Source organism: Enterobacter sp. BIDMC92 (assembly GCF_001030225.1).
GTDB classification, from domain to species: domain Bacteria; phylum Pseudomonadota; class Gammaproteobacteria; order Enterobacterales; family Enterobacteriaceae; genus Enterobacter; species Enterobacter sichuanensis.
This window is the reverse complement of the sequence record NZ_KQ087598.1, coordinates 4,698,465-4,718,120: the sequence shown is the minus strand read 5'-3', so window position 1 is coordinate 4,718,120 and position 19,656 is coordinate 4,698,465. Positions and strand designations below refer to the sequence as shown.

The 19,656-nt window shown below is 56.0% G+C and carries 21 protein-coding genes; 14 read left to right on the top strand and 7 right to left on the bottom strand.

Annotated features, from left to right (window positions below):
• Positions 1 to 82: 82 nt before the first annotated feature.
• Genes yihX through fabY form a run of 4 tightly spaced genes read left to right on the top strand, consistent with a single transcriptional unit; the run spans position 83 to position 2,977 of the window.
• Entirely contained in the window at positions 83 to 682 is a 600-nt protein-coding gene (gene yihX, locus SP99_RS22150; protein ID WP_047959731.1) for a glucose-1-phosphatase, read from the top strand.
• The gene (locus SP99_RS22145) at positions 676 to 1,557 is read left to right on the top strand and encodes a virulence factor BrkB family protein (RefSeq protein WP_045285692.1); all 882 of its coding nucleotides are present in this window, start codon (positions 676 to 678) and stop codon (positions 1,555 to 1,557) included. Before yihX ends, SP99_RS22145 begins: the two co-directional genes overlap by 7 nt.
• Entirely contained in the window at positions 1,554 to 1,991 is a 438-nt protein-coding gene (gene dtd / locus SP99_RS22140) for a D-aminoacyl-tRNA deacylase (RefSeq protein ID WP_008501836.1), read from the top strand. Before SP99_RS22145 ends, dtd begins: the two co-directional genes overlap by 4 nt.
• 44 nt (positions 1,992 to 2,035) lie before the next feature.
• A complete protein-coding gene (gene fabY / locus SP99_RS22135; protein ID WP_025759561.1) occupies positions 2,036 to 2,977 on the top strand; it encodes a fatty acid biosynthesis protein FabY in 942 nt (313 codons plus the stop codon).
• A gap of 12 nt (positions 2,978 to 2,989) precedes the next feature.
• Here fabY and SP99_RS22130 read toward each other — a convergent pair whose 3' ends face one another.
• Entirely contained in the window at positions 2,990 to 3,907 is a 918-nt protein-coding gene (locus SP99_RS22130; RefSeq protein WP_047959730.1) for an alpha/beta hydrolase, read from the bottom strand.
• Positions 3,908 to 4,106: 199 nt separating this feature from the next.
• Here SP99_RS22130 and SP99_RS22125 point away from each other — a divergent pair, with 199 nt between their 5' ends.
• Positions 4,107 to 4,349, top strand: a complete 243-nt coding sequence (locus SP99_RS22125; protein WP_020686881.1) for a ribbon-helix-helix domain-containing protein — start codon at positions 4,107 to 4,109, stop codon at positions 4,347 to 4,349.
• A gap of 2 nt (positions 4,350 to 4,351) precedes the next feature.
• Positions 4,352 to 4,723, top strand: coding sequence for a type II toxin-antitoxin system VapC family toxin (locus tag SP99_RS22120; protein ID WP_082137929.1), 372 nt, complete (start codon positions 4,352 to 4,354; stop codon positions 4,721 to 4,723).
• A 39-nt stretch (positions 4,724 to 4,762) separates the two neighbouring features.
• Here SP99_RS22120 and fdhE read toward each other — a convergent pair whose 3' ends face one another.
• From fdhE to fdnG, 4 genes are read right to left on the bottom strand one after another with little or no spacing between them, the layout of a single operon-like run.
• Complete coding sequence (gene fdhE / locus SP99_RS22115; protein ID WP_025759557.1) at positions 4,763 to 5,692, bottom strand: formate dehydrogenase accessory protein FdhE; 930 nt, start codon at positions 5,690 to 5,692, stop codon at positions 4,763 to 4,765.
• On the bottom strand, positions 5,689 to 6,324 hold the full coding sequence (fdoI, locus tag SP99_RS22110) for a formate dehydrogenase cytochrome b556 subunit (RefSeq protein WP_045285696.1): 636 nt from the start codon (positions 6,322 to 6,324) through the stop codon (positions 5,689 to 5,691). Before fdoI ends, fdhE begins: the two co-directional genes overlap by 4 nt.
• Entirely contained in the window at positions 6,321 to 7,223 is a 903-nt protein-coding gene (gene fdxH / locus SP99_RS22105; protein ID WP_025759554.1) for a formate dehydrogenase subunit beta, read from the bottom strand. The genes fdoI and fdxH overlap by 4 nt, the downstream gene beginning before the upstream one ends.
• Positions 7,224 to 7,235: 12 nt before the next feature.
• On the bottom strand, positions 7,236 to 10,286 hold the full coding sequence (gene fdnG, locus SP99_RS22100; protein ID WP_156167811.1) for a formate dehydrogenase-N subunit alpha: 3,051 nt from the start codon (positions 10,284 to 10,286) through the stop codon (positions 7,236 to 7,238).
• A 371-nt stretch (positions 10,287 to 10,657) separates the two neighbouring features.
• Between fdnG and fdhD the strand changes: the two genes are divergently transcribed.
• Positions 10,658 to 11,494, top strand: coding sequence for a formate dehydrogenase accessory sulfurtransferase FdhD (fdhD, locus tag SP99_RS22090; RefSeq protein ID WP_047959728.1), 837 nt, complete (start codon positions 10,658 to 10,660; stop codon positions 11,492 to 11,494).
• A gap of 114 nt (positions 11,495 to 11,608) precedes the next feature.
• The gene (locus tag SP99_RS22085; RefSeq protein WP_010436865.1) at positions 11,609 to 11,821 is read left to right on the top strand and encodes a YdgH/BhsA/McbA family protein; all 213 of its coding nucleotides are present in this window, start codon (positions 11,609 to 11,611) and stop codon (positions 11,819 to 11,821) included.
• Between the two features lie 39 nt (positions 11,822 to 11,860).
• On the opposite strand, the gene SP99_RS22080 is transcribed toward SP99_RS22085, so the two are convergent.
• Both SP99_RS22080 and SP99_RS22075 read right to left on the bottom strand, forming a co-directional pair.
• Entirely contained in the window at positions 11,861 to 12,184 is a 324-nt protein-coding gene (locus SP99_RS22080) for an AzlD domain-containing protein (protein WP_047959727.1), read from the bottom strand.
• On the bottom strand, positions 12,184 to 12,843 hold the full coding sequence (locus SP99_RS22075; RefSeq protein WP_032644337.1) for an AzlC family ABC transporter permease: 660 nt from the start codon (positions 12,841 to 12,843) through the stop codon (positions 12,184 to 12,186). The genes SP99_RS22080 and SP99_RS22075 overlap by 1 nt, the downstream gene beginning before the upstream one ends.
• 102 nt (positions 12,844 to 12,945) lie before the next feature.
• Between SP99_RS22075 and SP99_RS22070 the strand changes: the two genes are divergently transcribed.
• From SP99_RS22070 to yiiM, 6 genes are all read left to right on the top strand, one after another.
• On the top strand, positions 12,946 to 13,494 hold the full coding sequence (locus tag SP99_RS22070; RefSeq protein WP_025760217.1) for a helix-turn-helix domain-containing protein: 549 nt from the start codon (positions 12,946 to 12,948) through the stop codon (positions 13,492 to 13,494).
• 17 nt (positions 13,495 to 13,511) lie between these two features.
• Positions 13,512 to 14,507 (top strand): LacI family DNA-binding transcriptional regulator, encoded by a 996-nt coding sequence (locus SP99_RS22065; RefSeq protein WP_047959726.1) that lies wholly within the window; start codon positions 13,512 to 13,514, stop codon positions 14,505 to 14,507.
• Positions 14,508 to 14,611: 104 nt separating this feature from the next.
• Positions 14,612 to 16,735 (top strand): alpha-galactosidase, encoded by a 2,124-nt coding sequence (locus SP99_RS22060; RefSeq protein WP_047959725.1) that lies wholly within the window; start codon positions 14,612 to 14,614, stop codon positions 16,733 to 16,735.
• 44 nt (positions 16,736 to 16,779) lie between these two features.
• Entirely contained in the window at positions 16,780 to 18,045 is a 1,266-nt protein-coding gene (locus SP99_RS22055; protein WP_025760219.1) for an MFS transporter, read from the top strand.
• Positions 18,046 to 18,207: 162 nt separating this feature from the next.
• Entirely contained in the window at positions 18,208 to 18,828 is a 621-nt protein-coding gene (gene sodA, locus SP99_RS22050; protein WP_047051664.1) for a superoxide dismutase [Mn], read from the top strand.
• 70 nt (positions 18,829 to 18,898) lie between these two features.
• Positions 18,899 to 19,573 (top strand): 6-hydroxyaminopurine reductase, encoded by a 675-nt coding sequence (yiiM, locus tag SP99_RS22045; RefSeq protein WP_047959724.1) that lies wholly within the window; start codon positions 18,899 to 18,901, stop codon positions 19,571 to 19,573.
• Positions 19,574 to 19,656 lie beyond the last annotated feature (83 nt).

Here is a 19,656-nt window from a genome sequence, read left to right as displayed (position 1 = left end):
TTTTTCTACCCGGCGTGGACTTCATAGCCAAACCTTATCTTTCCCGCTACAGTTACTTTTCCACGGCGAGCAGGAGATAAACATGCTTTATATCTTTGATTTAGGAAACGTAATCGTCGATATCGATTTCAATCGGGTGCTGGGCGCATGGAGCGATTTTAGCCGTGTTCCGCTGGCGACGTTAAAGCAGAATTTCACAATGGGCGAGACCTTCCACCAGCATGAGCGCGGTGAGATCAGCGATGAAGAATTCGCGGAACGTTTCTGCCAGGAGATGGATCTACCGTTAAGCTACGAGCAGTTTTCCCACGGCTGGCAGGCGGTTTTTGTCGCCATACGGCCTGAGGTGATCGACATCATGCATAAATTGCGCGAGCAGGGCCACCGGGTGGTTGTGCTGTCGAATACCAACCGCCTGCACACCACGTTCTGGCCTGAGGAGTACCCTGAGGTTAAGGCCGCCGCAGACAAAATCTACCTCTCTCAGGAGATGGGGATGCGTAAACCTGAAGCGCGAATTTATCAGGCTGTTCTCCAGGCGGAAGGATTTACCGCGGCCGATGCGGTCTTTTTCGACGACAATGCCGATAATATAGAGGGAGCTAACCAGTTGGGTATCACGTCTGTTCTGGTGACCGGAAAAGAGACGATACCAAACTACTTTGCGAAGCAGTTATGCTAAAAACCGTTCATCAAAAAGCCACGCACCATACTCGCCCGCTCAGGGCCTGGCTGAAACTGCTCTGGCACCGCATTGATGAGGACAACATGACCACGCTGGCAGGTAACCTCGCCTACGTGTCGTTGCTCTCATTAGTGCCGCTGGTGGCGGTTATCTTTGCCCTGTTTTCCGCTTTTCCGATGTTTGCCGACGTCAGCCTGCAGCTTCGCCATTTTGTCTTCGCCAATTTCATTCCCGCAACCGGGGATGTCATACAGAACTACATTGAGCAGTTTGTGGCTAACTCCAGCAAGATGACGGCAGTGGGGGCGTGCGGCCTTATCGTGACGGCGCTGTTATTGATGTACGCCATTGATAACGCGCTGAACACTATCTGGCGGAGTAAAAAGACACGGCCAAAGGTGTATTCCTTTGCCGTGTACTGGATGATCCTTACGCTTGGGCCGTTGCTGGCCGGGGCGAGTCTGGCGATCAGTTCGTATCTGCTTTCACTGCGTTGGGCCAGCGATCTCAACGGTGCCATCGATAACGTCTTGCGTATCTTTCCTCTGATTTTATCGTGGCTCTCTTTCTGGCTGCTCTACAGCGTGGTGCCGACCACCCGCGTGCCGAACCGTGATGCGGTTGTTGGCGCGCTGGTGGCAGCGGTACTCTTCGAACTGGGCAAAAAGGGTTTTGCCCTTTACATCACCATGTTCCCGTCCTATCAGCTGATTTATGGCGTGCTGGCGGTGATCCCTATTTTGTTTGTCTGGGTTTACTGGACCTGGTGTATCGTCTTGCTTGGTGCGGAAATAACTGTCACTCTCGGCGTATACCGCGAACTTAAAAAAGCAGCAGAAGCTGAAAAACAACAAGAAGCAGACCAACCATGATTGCATTGATACAGCGCGTAACCCGTGCCAGCGTCACCGTGGAGGGAGAGGTGACGGGTGAAATTGGCCCAGGACTTTTGGTGTTGTTAGGTGTCGAAAAGGATGATGACGAACAAAAAGCCAACCGCTTGTGTGAGCGCGTGCTGGGTTACCGTATTTTCAGCGATGCGGAAGGCAAGATGAACCTTAACGTCCAGCAGGCGGGTGGCAGCGTGCTGGTGGTTTCCCAGTTTACGCTGGCCGCTGATACCGAGCGCGGCATGCGCCCGAGTTTCTCTAAAGGCGCCGCGCCGGATCGTGCAGAAGCACTTTATGAATACTTTGTTGAGCGTTGTCGCCAGCAGGAAATGAATACGCAAACCGGACGATTCGCTGCAGATATGCAGGTTTCGCTGGTGAACGATGGCCCCGTCACATTCTGGCTCCAGGTATGAGCCAGCTGGCGGCGTGGCCGCGGGTAACAAGAGAGAGTACAGCTATGTATCACCTTCGAGTACCGCAAACGGAAGAAGAGTTAGAAGCTTATTACCAGTTCCGCTGGGAAATGCTGCGCAAGCCATTACATCAGCCTAAAGGGTCTGAACGTGACGCCTGGGACGCGATGGCCCATCATCAGATGGTGATGGACGAAGAGGGGAACCTCGTCGCCGTCGGGCGTTTGTATATCAACGCCGATAACGAAGCCTCTATTCGCTTTATGGCGGTTCATCCCTCCGTGCAGGACAAAGGTCTGGGAACGCTGATGGCGATGACCCTGGAGTCCGTTGCCCGCCAGGAAGGCGTTAAGCGCGTCACCTGTAGCGCCCGTGAAGATGCTGTCGAGTTCTTTGCCAAGCTCGGTTTTGTGAATCAGGGGGAGATCACGACCCCGCAAACCACGCCGATTCGCCACTTTTTAATGATTAAGCCCATCGCCACGCTGGATGATATTCTCCACCGCGCGGACTGGTGCGGACAGCTCCAGCAGGCCTGGTATCAGCACATTCCGCTCAGTGAAAAAATGGGCGTGCGCATTCAGCAGTACACCGGGCAAAAATTTATTACCACCATGCCGGAAACCGGCAATCAGAACCCGCACCACACGCTGTTTGCCGGCAGCCTGTTTTCACTCGCCACGCTCACCGGCTGGGGGCTTATCTGGCTGATGCTGCGTGAACGCCACCTTGGCGGCACGATCATTCTTGCCGACGCGCACATCCGCTATAGCGCACCCATAAGCGGCAAGCCGAGCGCCGTGGCCGATCTCGGCTCTTTGGGGGGCGATCTTGACCGTCTGGCGCGCGGCCGCAAAGCCCGTGTACAGATGCAGGTTGAACTGTTTGGCGATAAAACACCGGGCGCGGTGTTTGAAGGCACCTATATCGTTCTTCCGGCTAAGCCTTTTGGCGCGTATGAAGAGGGCGGGAACGAGGAGGAATAAGGTTCCCCGATGTTATCGCCGGGCGGAGTTGATCCGCCAGGCGATGTCCCGCATAACGTCTCGCGCTGACGGGCTGATGCCGCCAAGCTGAAAGAAGCCGTGGATGACACCCAGCCAATGCTGCGCTGTGCACATAACGCCTTGTTCTGTCATATGTTGATAAAGCGCCTGACCCTCGTCGCATAGCGGATCGTATTCGGCGGTAATAATATGTACCGGCGGCAGGCCGTTGAAATCATCCCGCCAGAGTGGGCTGGCTTCAGGGTCCCGGCGGTCTGTCTCTGCCAGGTACATGTCATAACCACTCAGTAGCGTATCGCGCGTGATAACGTAGTCCTGCCCATTATGGGTATAGCTTGCAAAGCTGGCTGTAGCGTCGAGCATAGGGTAGATGAGGATAAGCTGGGCCGGATTCCACTGTGTTTTAGCCTTGAGCCGCAGCGCGGTGACCAGCGCCAGATGGCCGCCTGCACTGTCACCACAAAGCGTGATGCGGTTTTTATCCACGCCTACTTTTTCTGCATGTTGCCAGACAAGATTCGCCGCTCTCTCTGCATCGTCATGCGCTGCGGGGAAGGTATGCTCCGGTGCCAGCCTGTACTGAACCGCAATCACCCGACACTGACCGTAATATGCCAGCTGGCGGAGCTGATTGTCATGGGTTGCAAACCCACCGCTGACAAAACAACCGCCATGGTAGTAGAGGGCACAAGGTAACGTTTCAGAGACATTGAGAGGGGAAAATACCCGAAAGGTAAGACCATCAATGACAAGCGTTTCAACCTGCACGCGGGTTTCGGTCTCGCCGGCAAGTACAGTGCTGGCTACATATCCTGCTCTCCGGTCATCAATACTCTGCTTACGCGCGCAAGGTCGGCCTGCAGCGATAAAATCCTGCACAAGCTTATCAATACCCTTTTCCAGTGCCATGGTGATGTCCTTTTGCTGTATGTATATACAGATTTATAGCCTGATTTAGTGCAGATGAAAACAGCGAAATCTGAGGATGCGAACGATATGGAAAGCGGCTCGCAAAATTGGTTACTCTCGAAAAAATGCCCTTTAACCCTAAATTGATAAGGTGTATTTTGCCTGAAAATTAACCGCAGATGATATACTAAGGTGATATATGAGTGTTTTGGCGGAACTGGATATGGGCAGAATACTGATCGATTTATCTGATGACGTGATTCAACGGCTGGATAACCTCAAGCAACTGCGAAATCAGCCGCGCGCTGAGCTGCTACGGGAGGCGATAGAGCTGTATCTCGACCAGCAGAGTTCGTCTGTTATCCGCGCTGCGCTTGGCTTGTGGGGAGACAAGAAAGAAGACGGGCTGGAGTATGAACGTAAGCTGCGTGAGGAGTGGTGATCATGAATAATATGGCCGTGTTTGATACCAATATTCTCATTGATCTCTTCAACAACCGTGTCGAAGCTGCGGATGCGATTGATCATGCCGCGTCACATCGAGGCATTAGCTTAATTACCTGGATGGAGGTGATGGTGGGCGCACGCAAGCATGGTCATGAAGCGAGAACGGCAGCCGTGATGGGCGCTTTCGAAATTATTGATGTGTCTCGGGATATCGCGGAAAGAAGCGTTTTACTGCGTGAAAAGCATGGAATGAAACTGCCTGATGCCATCATTCTGGCCACAGCCCAGAGCAGAAAATGTCCGTTGATTTCTCGAAATACGAAAGATTTTTCGGGTATTGATGAGGTCGTTACGCCTTATCAACTGTAGGCCGGGCAAGCACGCGCCGCCCGGCACTGTCACAGGGAATTACTCCCCTTCACCCGGGAACAGGAACGGGTTGATAGAGCTGCGGGCAAAGCCCTCCTGCTCCATTTTCGCATCCAGAATTAGCGAGGCGAGATCGTCAGCGACCGCTTCAACTTTCGGGTCTTTTTCCTGATACAGAATCTTCAGGTAGGTCCCGCAGTCACCGCAGCTTTCGGCTTTCACCGCCGCGTCTTCGTTTTCCAGCGACCAGTAGTTCAGATCGCGGGTCTGCTCGCAGTTGCTGCATTTCACACGCACCACGTGCCACTCAGTTTCACACAGGTTGCAGTGCAGGTAACGTAGCCCCTGGGTGGTGCCAATTTGTACCATGCTTGAGACCGGCATGGAGCCACACACCGGGCAGAACTGACGCGCTTCACCGTATTCGGCGCGAGCTTTGCCGGGGATCAGGCTTGCCATTTGCGCCCAATAAAGCGACAGCGCAGCCCAGATAAACGGCGCTTTATCGCTGCTGACCTGTGAGAAGTCGGACGCGAACAGCGCGCTCGCCATCTCTTCCAGCTCCTGCTCGGACGCTTTCTCCAGATTCTCGATGACCGCCAGCGCGGTACCGCTCATCTCAGGCTTCAGCTCGGCAATCAGCGAATGCAGCAGCTTATGCCAGTGCTTGTCGCGCGGCAGGACGTGGATATCGAGCGGCGGCTTGCCCTGCGCGTTGGCTTCTTTGATGCGCGCGGTCAGATCCATTTGCAGCGGATGGTCGTACAGCACCACTTCCTGCGCATGGGCAACCAGCGCGGCAAAACGCAGAAAATCGCCCAGCGGGTTGTTCTCTGCCAGCTCGCGCAGACGTTCTGCGCGGCGGTTGTAGAGGTTCTTGAGTCTGGGGAATAACAACGGCGGAATATATTCCGCCGTGCGTTTCTCGCTCGACCCCAGCTCATCTTGCGGGATTATGCGAATACTCATTCAGATGACTTTTCCTGTTTCTGGCGAACTTCTCGGTACCAGCGCGGGTGATGTTTCTTCGCCCACGTGCTGGTTACCCAGCCTTCCACCATCGCGGTAATGGTGCCTTTTACCCAAAGGGCGGCGTAGATATGCACCATGATAACCACAATTAACGCCACTGCGGCAAATGAATGCAGCATCAGCGCGAATCGGATCACCGGGATTGAGAAAGCAGGCGCAAAGTACGGACGCCAGATGATCACGCCGCTGACCAGCAACAGGACCAGGAAGATAATCGCCGCCCAGAATACGCATTTCTGGCCGAAGTTATAGCGCCCGGTGTCACCTACTTCCTCGTTGACGACGATCTTACGAATATTCTTCGCCCAAAAGATATCATCCCGATTGATTAGGTTATGGTGCCAGTAGCGGAAAAACATGATGATAAACGAGGCAAACATCACCACACCCACGAACGGGTGAAGGATGCGCGCCAGCTGTGGCGTTCCCAGTACCTGCATCAGCCAGTTGAAGGAGGGGAAGAAGAACCCCAGCCCGCTTATCGCCGCCAGCATGAAGCAGAAGGCGGTGATCCAGTGGTTGATGCGTTCCGGCGCGGTGTAGCGCACGATGGTGTCACGTTTTTTCATTTGCGCACCTCGTCTTTCTCTTCATGCAGGTTGTCGTCTTCCTCTTCCGCGCGGTTCGGTCCGACGCCGACGTAGTGGAAGATGCTCGCTGCGAAGGTGGCAGCAAAACCAACCGCTGCCAGCGGTTTCCAGATGCCTTTCCAGAATTTCACGGTGGCGCTGATCTCCGGGTTCTCCGGCAGGCCGTGATACAGATTCGGCTTGTCGGCGTGATGCAGAACGTACATCACGTGTGTACCGCCAACCCCGGCCGGATCGTACAGGCCTGCGTTGTCGTAACCACGGGTTTTCAGCTCGCCCACGCGCTCTGCCGCCAGCGTTTTCATATCCTCTTTTGAACCAAAGTGGATAGCGCCGGTTGGGCAGGTCTTCACGCAGGCAGGCTCCTGGCCGACGTTAACGCGGTCGACGCACAACGTACATTTGTAGACGCGGTTGTCTTCCGGGTTCAGTCGCGGCACGTTGAACGGACAGCCCGCGATGCAGTAGCCGCAGCCAATGCACTGCTCAGACTGGAAGTCGACGATACCGTTCGCATACTGAATGATAGCCCCTTCTGACGGGCACGCCTTCAGGCAGCCAGGATCCGCGCAGTGCATACAGCCATCTTTGCGGATAAGCCATTCCAGTTTGTCGTTCTGCTCCACTTCAGAGAAACGCATCACCGTCCAGGACTTGGCGGTCAGATCCGCCGGGTTGTCGTACACCCCGACGTTATGACCCACTTCGTCACGGATGTCGTTCCACTCCGAGCACGCCACCTGACACGCTTTACAGCCAATACAGGTGGTCACGTCGATGAGCTTAGCCACTTCCTGCTGGTGGTCCCGCGCCTGAGGCGCGGGCGTGAAACTGTTAGTCGCGGAACGACGGATAATGTCCTGAGATTGATAAGCCATAAGTCGTCTCCGTTACACCTTTTCCACGTTCACGAGGAAGGCCTTAAACTCCGGCGTCTGCGTGTTCGCATCGCCGACGAACGGCGTCAGGGTGTTCGCAATGAACCCTTTCTTCGCCACGCCCTCATAACCCCAGTGGATCGGAATACCGATGGTATCCACCTGCTGGCCGTGAACGTTCAGCGTGCGAATACGCTTGGTCACTACGGCCTTGGCTTTGATGTAGCCACGGTTAGAAGAGACCTTAACGGTATCGCCATGGGCAATGCCGAGCTTGTTCGCCAACTTCTCTCCGATCTCCACAAACTGTTCCGGCTGCGCGATGGCGTTAAGCAGCGCGTGCTTGGTCCAGTAGTGGAAGTGTTCGGTCAGACGATAAGTGGTGCCCACATACGGGAACTTGTCTTTTTTCCCCAGCGCGTCGAAATCGCCCTTGAAGATACGGGCTGCCGGGTTAGAGACCACGTTCGGGTGCAGCGGGTTGGTGCCCAGCGGCGTCTCAAACGGCTCGTAGTGTTCCGGGAACGGCCCTTCCGCCATCTTATCGATAGCAAACAGACGTCCCATCCCTTCAGGCTGCATAATAAACGGCCCGACATCGCTACCCGGAGGGGCAGTGCTGTAGTCCGGAATATCCACGCCGCCCCATTTCGCGCCGTCCCATTTCAGCAGCTGACGCTTCGGATCCCACGGGTTGCCCTGTGGGTCAGCGGATGCGCGGTTATAGAGGATACGGCGGTTGAGTGGCCATGCCCATGCCCAGCCCAGCGTATTGCCCAGGCCCGACGGGTCGGCGTTATCGCGGTTGGCCATCTGGTTGCCTTTCGGCGTCCAGCTACCGGCAAAGATCCAGCAGCCGCTGGAGGTGGTACCGTCATCACGCAGGTGCGCGAAGGTACTGAGCTGATCGCCTTTCTTCGCCAGCACGGTGCCGGTGGCCGGGTCGATAACGTCCGCCAGCGCCTTACCGTTGCTCTCCATCGCCACTTCTTCCGGCGCTGGATTTTCTGGCGTTGAGTAGTTCCAGGTCATGTTCAGGACCGGTTCCGGGTTCGCGCCGCCTTCTGCCGCGTACATCTTACGCAGGCGTAAGAAGATGCCGGCCAGGATTTCGCCGTCGTTCATGGCGATACCCGGGGCGTCCGCGCCTTTCCAGTGCCACTGCAGCCAGCGTCCGGAGTTGACGATAGAGCCGTTCTCTTCCGCGAAGCAGGTCGATGGCAGGCGGAACACTTCGGTCTGAATCTTCGATGGGTCGACATCGTTCGATTCACCGTGGTTCTGCCAGAACGTTGAGGTCTCGGTATTGAGCGGGTCAATTGTCACCAGGAACTTCAGTTTCGACAGCGACTCAACAACCTTGTTCTTGTTCGGGAACGATGCAACCGGGTTAAAGCCCTGGCACAGATAGCCGTTCACTTTGCCCTGGTGCATCATCTCGAAATACTGCAGAACGTCGTAACCTTTGTCCCACTTCGGCAGCCAGTCAAAGCCCCAGCTGTTTTCCGCCGTCGCTTTGTCGCCGAAGAAGGCTTTCATCATCGAGACGAAGAACTTCGGATAGTTGCCCCAGTAGTTCACCTGGCCTTCGAGCAGTGGTTTAGGCGTGCTGGCGGTCAGGTAGGTTTGCAGGTCGGTCTGTTTCTCGCTTGGCAGGTTCATATAGCCCGGCAGGCTTTGAGACAGCAGACCGAGGTCGGTCAGGCCCTGAATGTTGGAGTGACCGCGCAGGGCGTTCACGCCGCCGCCTGCCATCCCCATGTTACCGAGCAGCAATTGAACCATCGCCATGGTACGGATGTTCTGTGCGCCGATGGAGTGTTGCGTCCAGCCGAGGGCGTACAGGAACGACGCGGTTTTATCTTTCGCGCTGGTTTCGGCGATAAGCTCGCACACCTTCAGGAAATCCGCCTTCGGTGTACCACAGATGTTCTCGACAACTTCCGGCGTGTAGCGGGAGACGTGCTCTTTCAGCAGGTTCCACACGCAGCGCGGGTGTTGCAGGGTAGTATCGCGCTTCGCAAAGCCTTTCTCGTCCAGCTCGTAGTTCCAGCTGGTTTTGTCGTATTTGCGTTTTTCGGCGTCATAACCGCTGAACAGACCATCTTCGAAGTGGTAATCCTCACGCACGATCAGGCTGGCGTTGGTATAGGCTTCGGTGTATTCGCGGTTATATTTTTCGTGGGTCATCAGGTACAGCAAGACGCCTGACAGGAAAGTGATGTCAGTACCTGAACGAATAGGGGTGTAGAAATCCGCCACCGACGCAGTACGCGTAAAGCGGGGATCGATCACAATCAGTTTCGCACCGTTGTGGATTTTGGCTTCCATCGCCCAGCGGAACCCGACAGGGTGCGCTTCAGCGGCGTTACCGCCCATCACCACAATGAGATTGGCGTTCTTGATGTCGACCCAGTGGTTGGTCATCGCACCGCGACCAAATGTTGGAGCAAGACTTGCTACCGTTGGTCCGTGTCAGACACGCGCCTGGTTGTCGACCGCGAGCATACCGAGTGCGCGCGTGAATTTCTGGGTTAAATAACCGGTTTCGTTGCTGGAAGCAGAGGCGCACAGCATCCCGGTGGAGAGCCAGCGGTTGACCGTAACGCCGTCGGCGTTCTTCTCAATAAAGTTGGCATCGCGGTCTTCTTTAATCAGTTTAGCGATGCGGTCGAACGCCTCTTCCCAGCTGATTTGCTGCCATTTGTCGGAGCCAGGCGCGCGATATTCAGGGAATTTCAGGCGGCTTTCGGAGTGGATAAAGTCCACCAGACCCGCCCCTTTCGGGCACAACGCGCCGCGGTTGACCGGATGATCCGGGTCGCCTTCGATATGGAAAATAGACGCTTTGGCGTTTTTAGCACCGTCGCCGAGGCTATACATCAACAGCCCGCAACCGACAGAGCAGTACGTACAGGTATTACGGGTTTCGCGGGTGCGTAGCAGTTTATACTGCCGCGTTTCCGCCAGCGCTACGCCGGGCGCAAAGCCCAGTGCCGCTGCCGTGGTGCCTGCCATACCGCCAGCGCAGATCTTAAAGAACTGCCTTCTGCTGACCTGCATGGGTCACTCCTTGTTTCGACATTGCTTACATATAGTGTTTTGACTTCGCGGTTGAAGAAGGACCGCAAAGGAAAAAATTTGCGTTAATCCCTCAATTCCACGAGGGATATCATCAGAATACCACAATGTTGGTACCGCTGTTCTAATGGCGTTAATACAAAGTGAACGTATTATCACCATGCTGATTATAAAGTGTGATATTGATCACGTTAATAGCGCTGCATGTTAAAGTGGTGTAGCGGGTGCCAGGTTGCACCCCTTCTGAATGAGTAGGAGAATGGTTGTCGAATAGTTGATCCATACTATGCGTAAAGCCTGTGGTTTGTGCTGCAATAGCAGGCTTACCGTCGTGGTTGTTCAGGAATAGCGCTGTGTCTAAACAAAATCGTGCCCCCCATTCGTCACCCCTGCCTGCCGGCATTGTGGAATTGTCGGTATACAGGCCGCCCCACATTGCCCACGCCACGCCTGATTATCTGGCGGAAGAGGTACCTGTTGCACTCGTTTACAACGGCATCTCGCATGTGGTGATGATGGCTTCGCCAAAAGATCTCGAACTGTTCGCGACAGGATTCTCCCTTTCGGAAGGCATCATTGAGCACCCGCAGGAGATCTACGGCATGGACGTGGTGCAGGCATGCAACGGCCTTGAGGTGCAAATCGAACTCTCCAGCCGCCGCTTTATGGGGTTAAAAGAGCGCCGTCGCGCACTAGCCGGGCGCACCGGCTGCGGCGTGTGTGGTGTTGAGCAGCTCAACGATATTGGCAAGCCTGTTGTACCTCTGCCGTTCACGCAGACCTTTAATCTGGCACACCTCGACTATGCGCTTGAGCATCTCAACGATGTTCAGCCCATCGGCCAGCTGAGCGGCTGCACGCACGCAGCAGCGTGGGTATTGCCGTCGGGCGATATTGCCGGGGGACATGAGGACGTTGGCCGCCACGTGGCGCTGGATAAGCTGCTGGGTCGTCGTGCGCGGGAAAGTGAGGTCTGGCAGCAGGGCGCGGCACTTGTTTCCAGCCGCGCCAGCTATGAGATGGTGCAAAAATCGGCGATGTGCGGGGTGGAGATCCTGTTTGCCGTATCGGCGGCAACCACGCTGGCGGTAGAGGTGGCGGAGCGCTGCAACCTGACGCTGGTGGGCTTCTGCAAGCCGGGAAGGGCAACCATTTATACCCATCCACAGCGATTAATAGTTGATCAGTAATTTTGAATGATAATAGCAAATCCTTCCGCTTTTAGTTGTTCGTGATGAGGTCTAGTATTTATCACATCAAGGCACAGTGCCTTATCTAAACAACTTAATGAAAGGGTTTAAATCATGAAAAGCATCAAAACTTTTGTCGCTGTAATCGCTCTGGCTGCTTCTTTCGGTTCTTTCGCTGCGCAGACAGTAACCGCTTCCGCCTCTACGCTGGACGGTGCAGAAGCAAAAATTGCTGCACAGGCTCAGGAAGCAGGTGCATCATCGTACAAAATTACCCAGGCATTCAGCGGTAACCGCGTACATATGACCGCTGAACTGACCAAATAAGCTGTCACACCGTCGAAAGAGCGCCCCCGGGGCGCTTTTTTAGTTTATGCCCGCCAGACGCAGCAGCGCCGTCACTACCGCCGCCGCAACGATCACCACAATTAACGGCATTTTTCGCCAGGCAAGAAACACCGCAAACGCGACGCCCAATACGCGTGCCATGCCGGCAAAATGGTCACCTTCATAAAAGGTGGTCGCCAGCGCCACGGAAAACAGCAACACCGTTGCCGCATCTGACAGCAGCGCCTGTGAACGCTCCGATAATGCCAGCCTGCTGCCGAGTTTTGCCCCGCCAAGACGCATCAGATAGGTTCCCGCAGACAAAATTGCGATACCAAGAATAAAAAACGTCATATTTCCCATTATTTTTTCCTCGCCGCGAGACCCAGTAAAGAGAGCAGAACCGGTAAGCCCACCGGGGCAAACGGCACGGCGGCCAGCGACAGAACGGCACCGCTGCAGGCGCGGATGAGCGTGGTACGGTTTTTAAACGCGGGAACCACAAGTGCCAGCAATATGGCCGGGAAGACCGCATCCAGGCCGATGGTTTCCGGATCCGGGAGCAATTTGCCGACCATGGCGCCCAGCAGGGCCCCCAGTGGCCAGATAATGGCCACCCCTAAACCGCATAGCCAGTAGGCCGCCTTGCGCTGTTCGGGCGTTTTTTGCGACAGACCAAACACCACGCTTTCGTCGTTCATGATGTGGCATCCAAGAAGGCTCAACCCCCGTTTGCCCACCAGTTCACGCACCGTCACGCCAAACGGCACATGGCGCGCGTTGACCAGCAACCCCGCCGCCGCCGCTGCCAGCGGGTTCCCGCCGCTCGCCACAATACCAATAAACATAAATTCGGACGCGCCCGCGAGCACGGTAATGGAGAGCACAAACGGGACCCAGACCGGAAAACCGTAGGCCATTGCCAGGGAGCCGTATGACATCCCGACCACGCCGACCGCGAGGCAAACCAGGATGATCGCTTTAATGGTGTCGCCTTTCAGACAAGAGAGATGATGCTTCATACAATTTTAGCCATATCGAACGTTTATCCATTATAATGAACGCAACTGAACTGTTTTTCAAGATGAACGATTCGTTCGATTTATAGAACAAGAGGCCGTTTTATGACGCAGCCAATCAGCGTGATCGCCAAAAGTCTGGTGCGAGAACGCCTGCGAACCGGACTTTCACTGGCGGAAATTGCCCGTCGTGCCGGGATCGCTAAATCCACTCTTTCCCAGCTGGAGTCCGGCAACGGTAACCCTAGCCTGGAAACGCTGTGGTCGCTCTGCGTGGCGCTGGATATTCCTTTTGCCCGCTTGCTTGAGCCACAGCTTCCGACCACCCAGGTGATCCGCCGCGGCGAGGGGACGAAAGTGGTCGCCGGGCAGGCGAACTACGAAGCCATTTTGCTGGCGGCATGCCCCCCGGGTGCACGCCGTGATATCTACCTTCTGATGACCCAACCGGGTGCCGATCGTCTCTCTCAACCACATTCACCTGGCTCGGTTGAACATATTATTGTGACGCAGGGACGCGCGCTGGTCGGGCTGCTCGACGCCGCGGAAGAGCTTGGGGCAGGGGACTATATTTGCTACCCCGCAGATCAGCCGCATATCTTTAAAGCCCTGGAGCCAGACACCTACGCGCTGCTGGTGGCGGAACAAAATTAACGAAGATACGGAAAATCATGTCGCTTAAAGCAATTGCTAAAGAACTGGGGCTGTCTGTCACCACCGTCAGCCGTGCGCTTAACGGGTATGATGACGTCTCCGCCGAGACGCGTGCCCGCGTGGAAGCGGAGGCCCAGCGCCGTGGCTATCGACCAAATACGTTTGCCCGCCGCCTGAAGATGGGCAAAATTGATGCCGTCGGGCTCGTTTTTCCAGTGCATCCTGTTCCGCTCAATAACAGCGTTTTTATGGACATGGTCGGCGAAATTAGCCACGAACTGGCGCGACATGAAATCGACTTACTGCTCATCGCCGATGATGATCTGGCGGACAAGCACAGCTATATGCGCATGGTTCAAAGCCGGCGCGTGGATGCGCTGATTGTGGCGCATACGCTGGATCATGATCCGCGTCTTGAGCAACTTCAGGCCGCCGGGTTCCCGTTTCTGGCGCTCGGGCGCAGCCAGCTGCCGCAGCCGTATGCGTGGTTCGATTTCGACAACTATGCCGGCACGTATCACGCCACCCGCTGGCTGATCGAGAAAGGGCATCAACGCATTGCGCTACTGGGCGAAAGCAACAATCAGGCATTTATCGCCCAGCGTCGCCAGGGCTATCTGGACGCGTTACGGGAAGCCGGGCTATCCAGCGAGTGGCTGCGCGCCATGCCCCCTTCGCGCCGCTTGGGGTATGCCACCACGAAAGCGCTGCTCGCTCTGCCGCAGCCTCCCACGGCCATCATTACCGACTGCAACACCCACGGCGACGGCGCGGCAATGGCGCTGGCGCAGATGGGACGCCTTACTGGCGAAAATGCCGTCTCGCTGGTGGTCTACGACGGCTTACCCCAGGACAGCATTGTTGATATCGACGTGGCGGCAGTGATCCAGTCTACCCGTCAGGGCGTCGGAAAGCAGATTGCCGATATGGTGCGCCAGCTGATTAATGGCGACGATATCGACACGCTTCAGGTACTCTGGCAGCCGGAGTTCTTCCAGGGCCAGACGGCTTAAATCTCGTAAAATTCCAAACTCGATCACAGATCCGAAACGTTTTGGTTTGTATCCGAAACGTTTCGGATCAACACTCAGGTCATTCCGATGACAGGAGATGCCTGATGCACGATCCCATTTTACGACTTGTAAGCGACACGGTAGACGTGGTGATTAAAACGCACCCGTTTGCAGAAATTCTCTACTGGGGGCCGCACCTTCACCACTTTTCGCCGCAGGATGTCGCTACGCTCGCACGTCCGGTGGCCAACGGCAGGCTGGACGTTGATTCTCCGGTCACGCTGATGGCTGAACTGGGGCACGGCCTGTTTGGATCGCCCGGCATTGAGGGGCACCGACAGGGGCTGGACGGTTCCCCGGTTTTCACCACCACGGACGTACAGCAGCAGGGACAAACCCTGACAATTACGGCAGAAGATGAACATGCGGGCCTGCGCCTGACCAGCGAAATGGCGCTGGATGCCAGCGGCGTGCTGGCGGTGCGTCATGGCTTAACCAACCTGAAATCCCAGGTATGGCAGGTGGACCGTTTCGCCGTCACGCTGCCGGTCGCCGAGCGCGCGCGGGAGGTGCTGGCCTTCCACGGACGCTGGATCCGTGAATTTCAGCCGCACCGCGTCATGCTTGAGCACGACAGTTTCGTGATTGAAAATCGCCGGGGTAAAACGTCCCACGAACACTTCCCGGCGCTGATTTCGGGTACGCCATCGTTCAGTGAAATGCACGGCGACGTCTGGGGTGTGCATCTGGGCTGGAGCGGCAACCACCGCCTGCGCGCGGAAGCGAAAACCGATGGTCGCCGTTATATTCAGGCCGAAGCGCTCTACCTGCCGGGTGAGGTGGCGATTGAAGAGGGCGACACGCTCTGGACGCCGCGCCTGTATGCCAGCTACTCCGCGCAGGGACTGAACGGCATGAGCCAGCAGTTCCACCGTTACCTGCGCGACAACGTCATCCGCTTTCCGGAAAACAAACCGCGTCCTGTCCACCTCAACACCTGGGAGGGGATCTACTTCAGTCACGACCCGGACTACATCATGCGTATGGCCGACGAGGCCGCAGCGCTGGGCGTGGAACGCTTTATCATTGACGACGGCTGGTTTAAAGGCCGCAACGACGATCGTGCCGCGCTGGGTGACTGGTATCTGGACGAAAAAAAATACCCTGATGGCCTGACGCCGGTAATCAACCACGTCAAACAGCTTGGCATGGAGTTTGGCATCTGGGTTGAGCCGGAGATGATTAACCCCGATTCTGATTTGTATCGCGCGCACCCTGACTGGGTTCTGGCGCTGCCAGGCTACCCCCAGGTGACCGGGCGACACCAGCTGGTGCTTAACCTGAACATTCCGGACGCGTTTGATTACCTGCTGACGCGCATGAGCTGGCTGCTGGGCGAGCATGCGGTCGACTACGTGAAATGGGACATGAATCGCGAGCTGGTGCAGCCGGGACATAACGGCAAAGCCGCGGCCGACGCTCAAACCCGTCAGTTTTATCGTCTGTTAGACGTGCTGGGCGAACGCTTCCCGCACATCGAATTCGAATCCTGCTCCTCTGGTGGTGGACGAATCGATTATGAGGTCCTGACCCGCTGCCACCGCTTCTGGGCGTCCGACAATAACGATGCGCTGGAGCGAAACACTATCCAGCGCGGTATGAGCTATTTTTTCCCGCCGGAAGTGATGGGCGCGCATATCGGTCATCATAAATGTCATGCCACCTTCCGCCAGCACAGCATTGAATTCCGCGGTTTGACTGCGCTGTTTGGCCATATGGGGCTGGAGCTGGATCCACTCACCGTGGATGAGAAAGAGCTCGAGGGATATCGTCACTATGCCGCCTTGCACAAGCAGTGGCGTGAGGTGATCCATCGCGGTACCCAGTGGCGCGTGGATATGCCGGACGCCACCACGATGGCGCAGGGCATCGTGAGCGAAGATAAGACGTACGGACTGTTTATGGTCAGCCAGCTCGCGATGCCGGATTACACCCTGATGATGCCGCTGCGCATGCCGGGGTTAGAAGCCAGCGCGCAGTACCGCATCACGCTGCTCGATAACCCGAATATTCAGATTACGGGTGAGGGTGGGCACACCATGCGCAGGCTGCCGGCGTGGATGGACGCGCCGCAAACGGTGAGCGGTGAGTGGCTGATGCAGGCAGGGATTGCGCTGCCGATTCTGGATCCGGAAACCGCCATTCTGATTGGCGTGGAACGCGTGTAAGGGTGACGGGCCGGAGACCCGGCCCTCCGTTGAGGATAAAAATAATGAACACAACAACCTGTACCCACAAAGACAACCCTAACTTCTGGATTTTCGGGCTGTTCTTCTTTCTCTACTTCTTCATCATGGCCACCTGCTTTCCGTTCCTGCCCATCTGGCTGTCGGACATCATCGGGCTAAACAAAACCCATACCGGGATTGTTTTCTCCTGCATCTCGCTATCAGCTATCGCCTTCCAGCCGGTACTGGGGGTGATTTCGGACAAGCTGGGGTTAAAAAAACATCTGTTGTGGATTATCTCCGTGCTGCTGTTTCTGTTTGCCCCCTTCTTCCTGTACGTTTTCGCACCGCTGCTGAAAACCAATATCTGGCTGGGGGCGCTGAGCGGCGGGCTGTACATCGGCTTTGTTTTCTCGGCGGGATCGGGGGCGATTGAGGCCTATATCGAACGCGTAAGCCGCAACAGCTTCTTTGAATACGGCAAGGCGCGCATGTTCGGCTGTCTTGGCTGGGGGCTGTGCGCCTCAACGGGGGGCATCCTGTTTGGCATCGATCCGTCGTATGTCTTCTGGATGGGTTCGGGGGCGGCGCTGCTGTTGATGCTATTGCTGGTGGTCGCGAAGCCGAAGCCCAACCAGACGGCGCAGGTAATGAACGCCCTGGGCGCCAACCAGCCGCAGATTACAGCCAGAACCGTCTTTAACCTGTTTCGCCAGCGCAGAATGTGGATGTTTATCCTGTACGTGATTGGCGTGGCCTGCGTCTATGACGTCTTCGACCAGCAGTTTGCCACCTTCTTCAAAACCTTCTTCGCGACGCCTCAGGAGGGAACCCGCGCTTTTGGTTTTGCGACGACAGCCGGGGAAATTTGTAACGCCATCATCATGTTCTGCTCGCCGTGGATCATTAACCGCATCGGCGCGAAAAACACGCTGCTGATCGCCGGGGTGATTATGGCGACGCGCATTATCGGCTCGTCATTTGCCACCACCGCTGTAGAAGTGATCGCCCTGAAGATGCTGCATGCGCTGGAGGTGCCGTTCCTGCTGGTGGGGGCGTTCAAATACATCACCGGGGTGTTTGACACCCGTCTGTCGGCCACTATCTACCTGATTGGCTTCCAGTTTGCCAAGCAGTCGGCGGCGATTTTCCTTTCTGCCTTTGCCGGTAATATGTACGACCGAATCGGCTTCCAGGAGACGTACCTGATGCTGGGCTGTTTCGTGCTGGCGATTACGGTGGTGTCAGCCTTTACGCTGAGCAGCAGGCGTGAGATTGCGGCAGGCAATAAGGCGGTAGAAGTCCATTAACGTCCTGATCCCATTCACCCTTTTAGCTTTGGTCAGAAAATGAATAACCTTATAAAAACTACGGCATTGATAATCATTTTCAATATCATTTAATTAACTATAATGAACCAACTGCTTACGCGGCATTAACAGCTGTGCCGCCCGACAATAATGGAGAGGATTATGAGTTATACACTGCCATCCCTGCCGTATGCCTACGACGCACTGGAACCGCATTTCGACAAGCAGACGATGGAAATCCATCACACTAAACACCACCAGACCTATGTGAACAACGCGAATGCTGCGCTGGAAAACCTGCCAGAGTTCGCTAACCTGCCTGTTGAAGAGCTGATCACCAAGCTGGACCAGCTGCCAGCAGACAAGAAAACCGTTCTGCGCAACAACGCTGGCGGTCACGCGAACCACAGCCTGTTCTGGAAAGGCCTGAAAACCGGTACCACTCTGCAGGGCGACCTGAAAGCGGCTATCGAGCGCGATTTTGGTTCCGTTGACAACTTCAAAGCGGAATTCGAAAAAGCCGCTGCCACCCGTTTCGGCTCTGGCTGGGCGTGGCTGGTACTGAAAGGTGACAAACTGGCCGTGGTTTCTACCGCTAACCAGGACTCCCCGCTGATGGGTGAAGCGATCTCTGGCGCATCCGGTTTCCCAATCCTGGGCCTGGACGTGTGGGAACACGCTTACTACCTGAAATTCCAGAACCGTCGCCCGGACTACATCAAAGCGTTCTGGGACGTGGTGAACTGGGACGAAGCAGCAGCGCGTTTCGCCGCGAAAAAATAAGGTTGCATTGACGCCTGTGAGAAGCGAGTCTGATGACTCGCTTTTTTTGTATCTGCAGAAAGGAGCAGCGATGCATTATCCGGTGAATGTATTTACAGGCAAGGTAAGGGAGTACGACGGCAGCCGCCCGAGTGCCATCGCCAAAATTCAGGTCGACGGCGAGCTGATGTTAACCGACCTCGGACTTGCGGGTGACGAGCAGGCCGAAAAGAAAATCCATGGCGGACCCGATCGCGCGCTGTGTCACTACCCGCGCGAACACTATCAGCACTGGAGAACCGAGTTCCCCGAGCAGGCGGACCTCTTTGTCGCCCCCGCGTTTGGCGAGAACCTCTCCACCGAAGGGCTGACCGAAAAGAACGTGTTTATTGGCGATATCTACCGCTGGGGCGATGCCCTGATCCAGGTCACCCAACCGCGCTCGCCGTGCTTCAAGCTCAACTACCATTTCGGCATTCATGACATGTCCGCTCAACTGCAAAATACGGGTAAAACCGGCTGGCTGTACCGGGTGGTGCTGGCGGGGCAGGTGTCAGCGGATGCGCCGCTTGAGCTGGCATCACGTCTGAGTGAGGTGTCTGTTTATGACGCCTGCGCCATTGCCTGGCATATGCCGTTTGATGACGAGCAATATCATCGCCTATTGTCGGCGGCGGGGTTATCGACCAGCTGGACAAGAACGATGCAGAAGCGGCGTTTACACGGCAAGATCGAAGATAATTCGCGGAGATTGTGGGGGAAATAACGGCACCCCTCACCCTAACCCTCTCCCCAAAGGGGAGAGGGGACGGCTCGGTGCGGTCTTTTCACCCTCGCCCCTTTGGGGAG

Excerpts from the sequence above, each read along its gene's own strand:
- SP99_RS22130 (WP_047959730.1), bottom strand. The coding sequence starts at position 3,907 with ATGGCACTGGAAAAGGGTATTGATAAGCTTGTGCAGGATTTTATCGCT.
- fdxH (WP_025759554.1), bottom strand. The coding sequence starts at position 7,223 with ATGGCTTATCAATCTCAGGACATTATCCGTCGTTCCGCGACTAACAGT.
- SP99_RS22120 (WP_082137929.1), top strand. The coding sequence starts at position 4,352 with ATGAATAATATGGCCGTGTTTGATACCAATATTCTCATTGATCTCTTC.
- SP99_RS22075 (WP_032644337.1), bottom strand. The coding sequence starts at position 12,843 with ATGAAGCATCATCTCTCTTGTCTGAAAGGCGACACCATTAAAGCGATC.
- SP99_RS22080 (WP_047959727.1), bottom strand. The coding sequence starts at position 12,184 with ATGGGAAATATGACGTTTTTTATTCTTGGTATCGCAATTTTGTCTGCG.
- yihX (WP_047959731.1), top strand. The coding sequence starts at position 83 with ATGCTTTATATCTTTGATTTAGGAAACGTAATCGTCGATATCGATTTC.
- fdhE (WP_025759557.1), bottom strand. The coding sequence starts at position 5,692 with ATGAGTATTCGCATAATCCCGCAAGATGAGCTGGGGTCGAGCGAGAAA.
- sodA (WP_047051664.1), top strand. The coding sequence starts at position 18,208 with ATGAGTTATACACTGCCATCCCTGCCGTATGCCTACGACGCACTGGAA.
- dtd (WP_008501836.1), top strand. The coding sequence starts at position 1,554 with ATGATTGCATTGATACAGCGCGTAACCCGTGCCAGCGTCACCGTGGAG.
- fabY (WP_025759561.1), top strand. The coding sequence starts at position 2,036 with ATGTATCACCTTCGAGTACCGCAAACGGAAGAAGAGTTAGAAGCTTAT.
- SP99_RS22055 (WP_025760219.1), top strand. The coding sequence starts at position 16,780 with ATGAACACAACAACCTGTACCCACAAAGACAACCCTAACTTCTGGATT.
- SP99_RS22085 (WP_010436865.1), top strand. The coding sequence starts at position 11,609 with ATGAAAAGCATCAAAACTTTTGTCGCTGTAATCGCTCTGGCTGCTTCT.
- SP99_RS22060 (WP_047959725.1), top strand. The coding sequence starts at position 14,612 with ATGCACGATCCCATTTTACGACTTGTAAGCGACACGGTAGACGTGGTG.
- fdoI (WP_045285696.1), bottom strand. The coding sequence starts at position 6,324 with ATGAAAAAACGTGACACCATCGTGCGCTACACCGCGCCGGAACGCATC.
- yiiM (WP_047959724.1), top strand. The coding sequence starts at position 18,899 with ATGCATTATCCGGTGAATGTATTTACAGGCAAGGTAAGGGAGTACGAC.
- SP99_RS22125 (WP_020686881.1), top strand. The coding sequence starts at position 4,107 with ATGAGTGTTTTGGCGGAACTGGATATGGGCAGAATACTGATCGATTTA.
- SP99_RS22065 (WP_047959726.1), top strand. The coding sequence starts at position 13,512 with ATGTCGCTTAAAGCAATTGCTAAAGAACTGGGGCTGTCTGTCACCACC.
- SP99_RS22070 (WP_025760217.1), top strand. The coding sequence starts at position 12,946 with ATGACGCAGCCAATCAGCGTGATCGCCAAAAGTCTGGTGCGAGAACGC.
- SP99_RS22145 (WP_045285692.1), top strand. The coding sequence starts at position 676 with ATGCTAAAAACCGTTCATCAAAAAGCCACGCACCATACTCGCCCGCTC.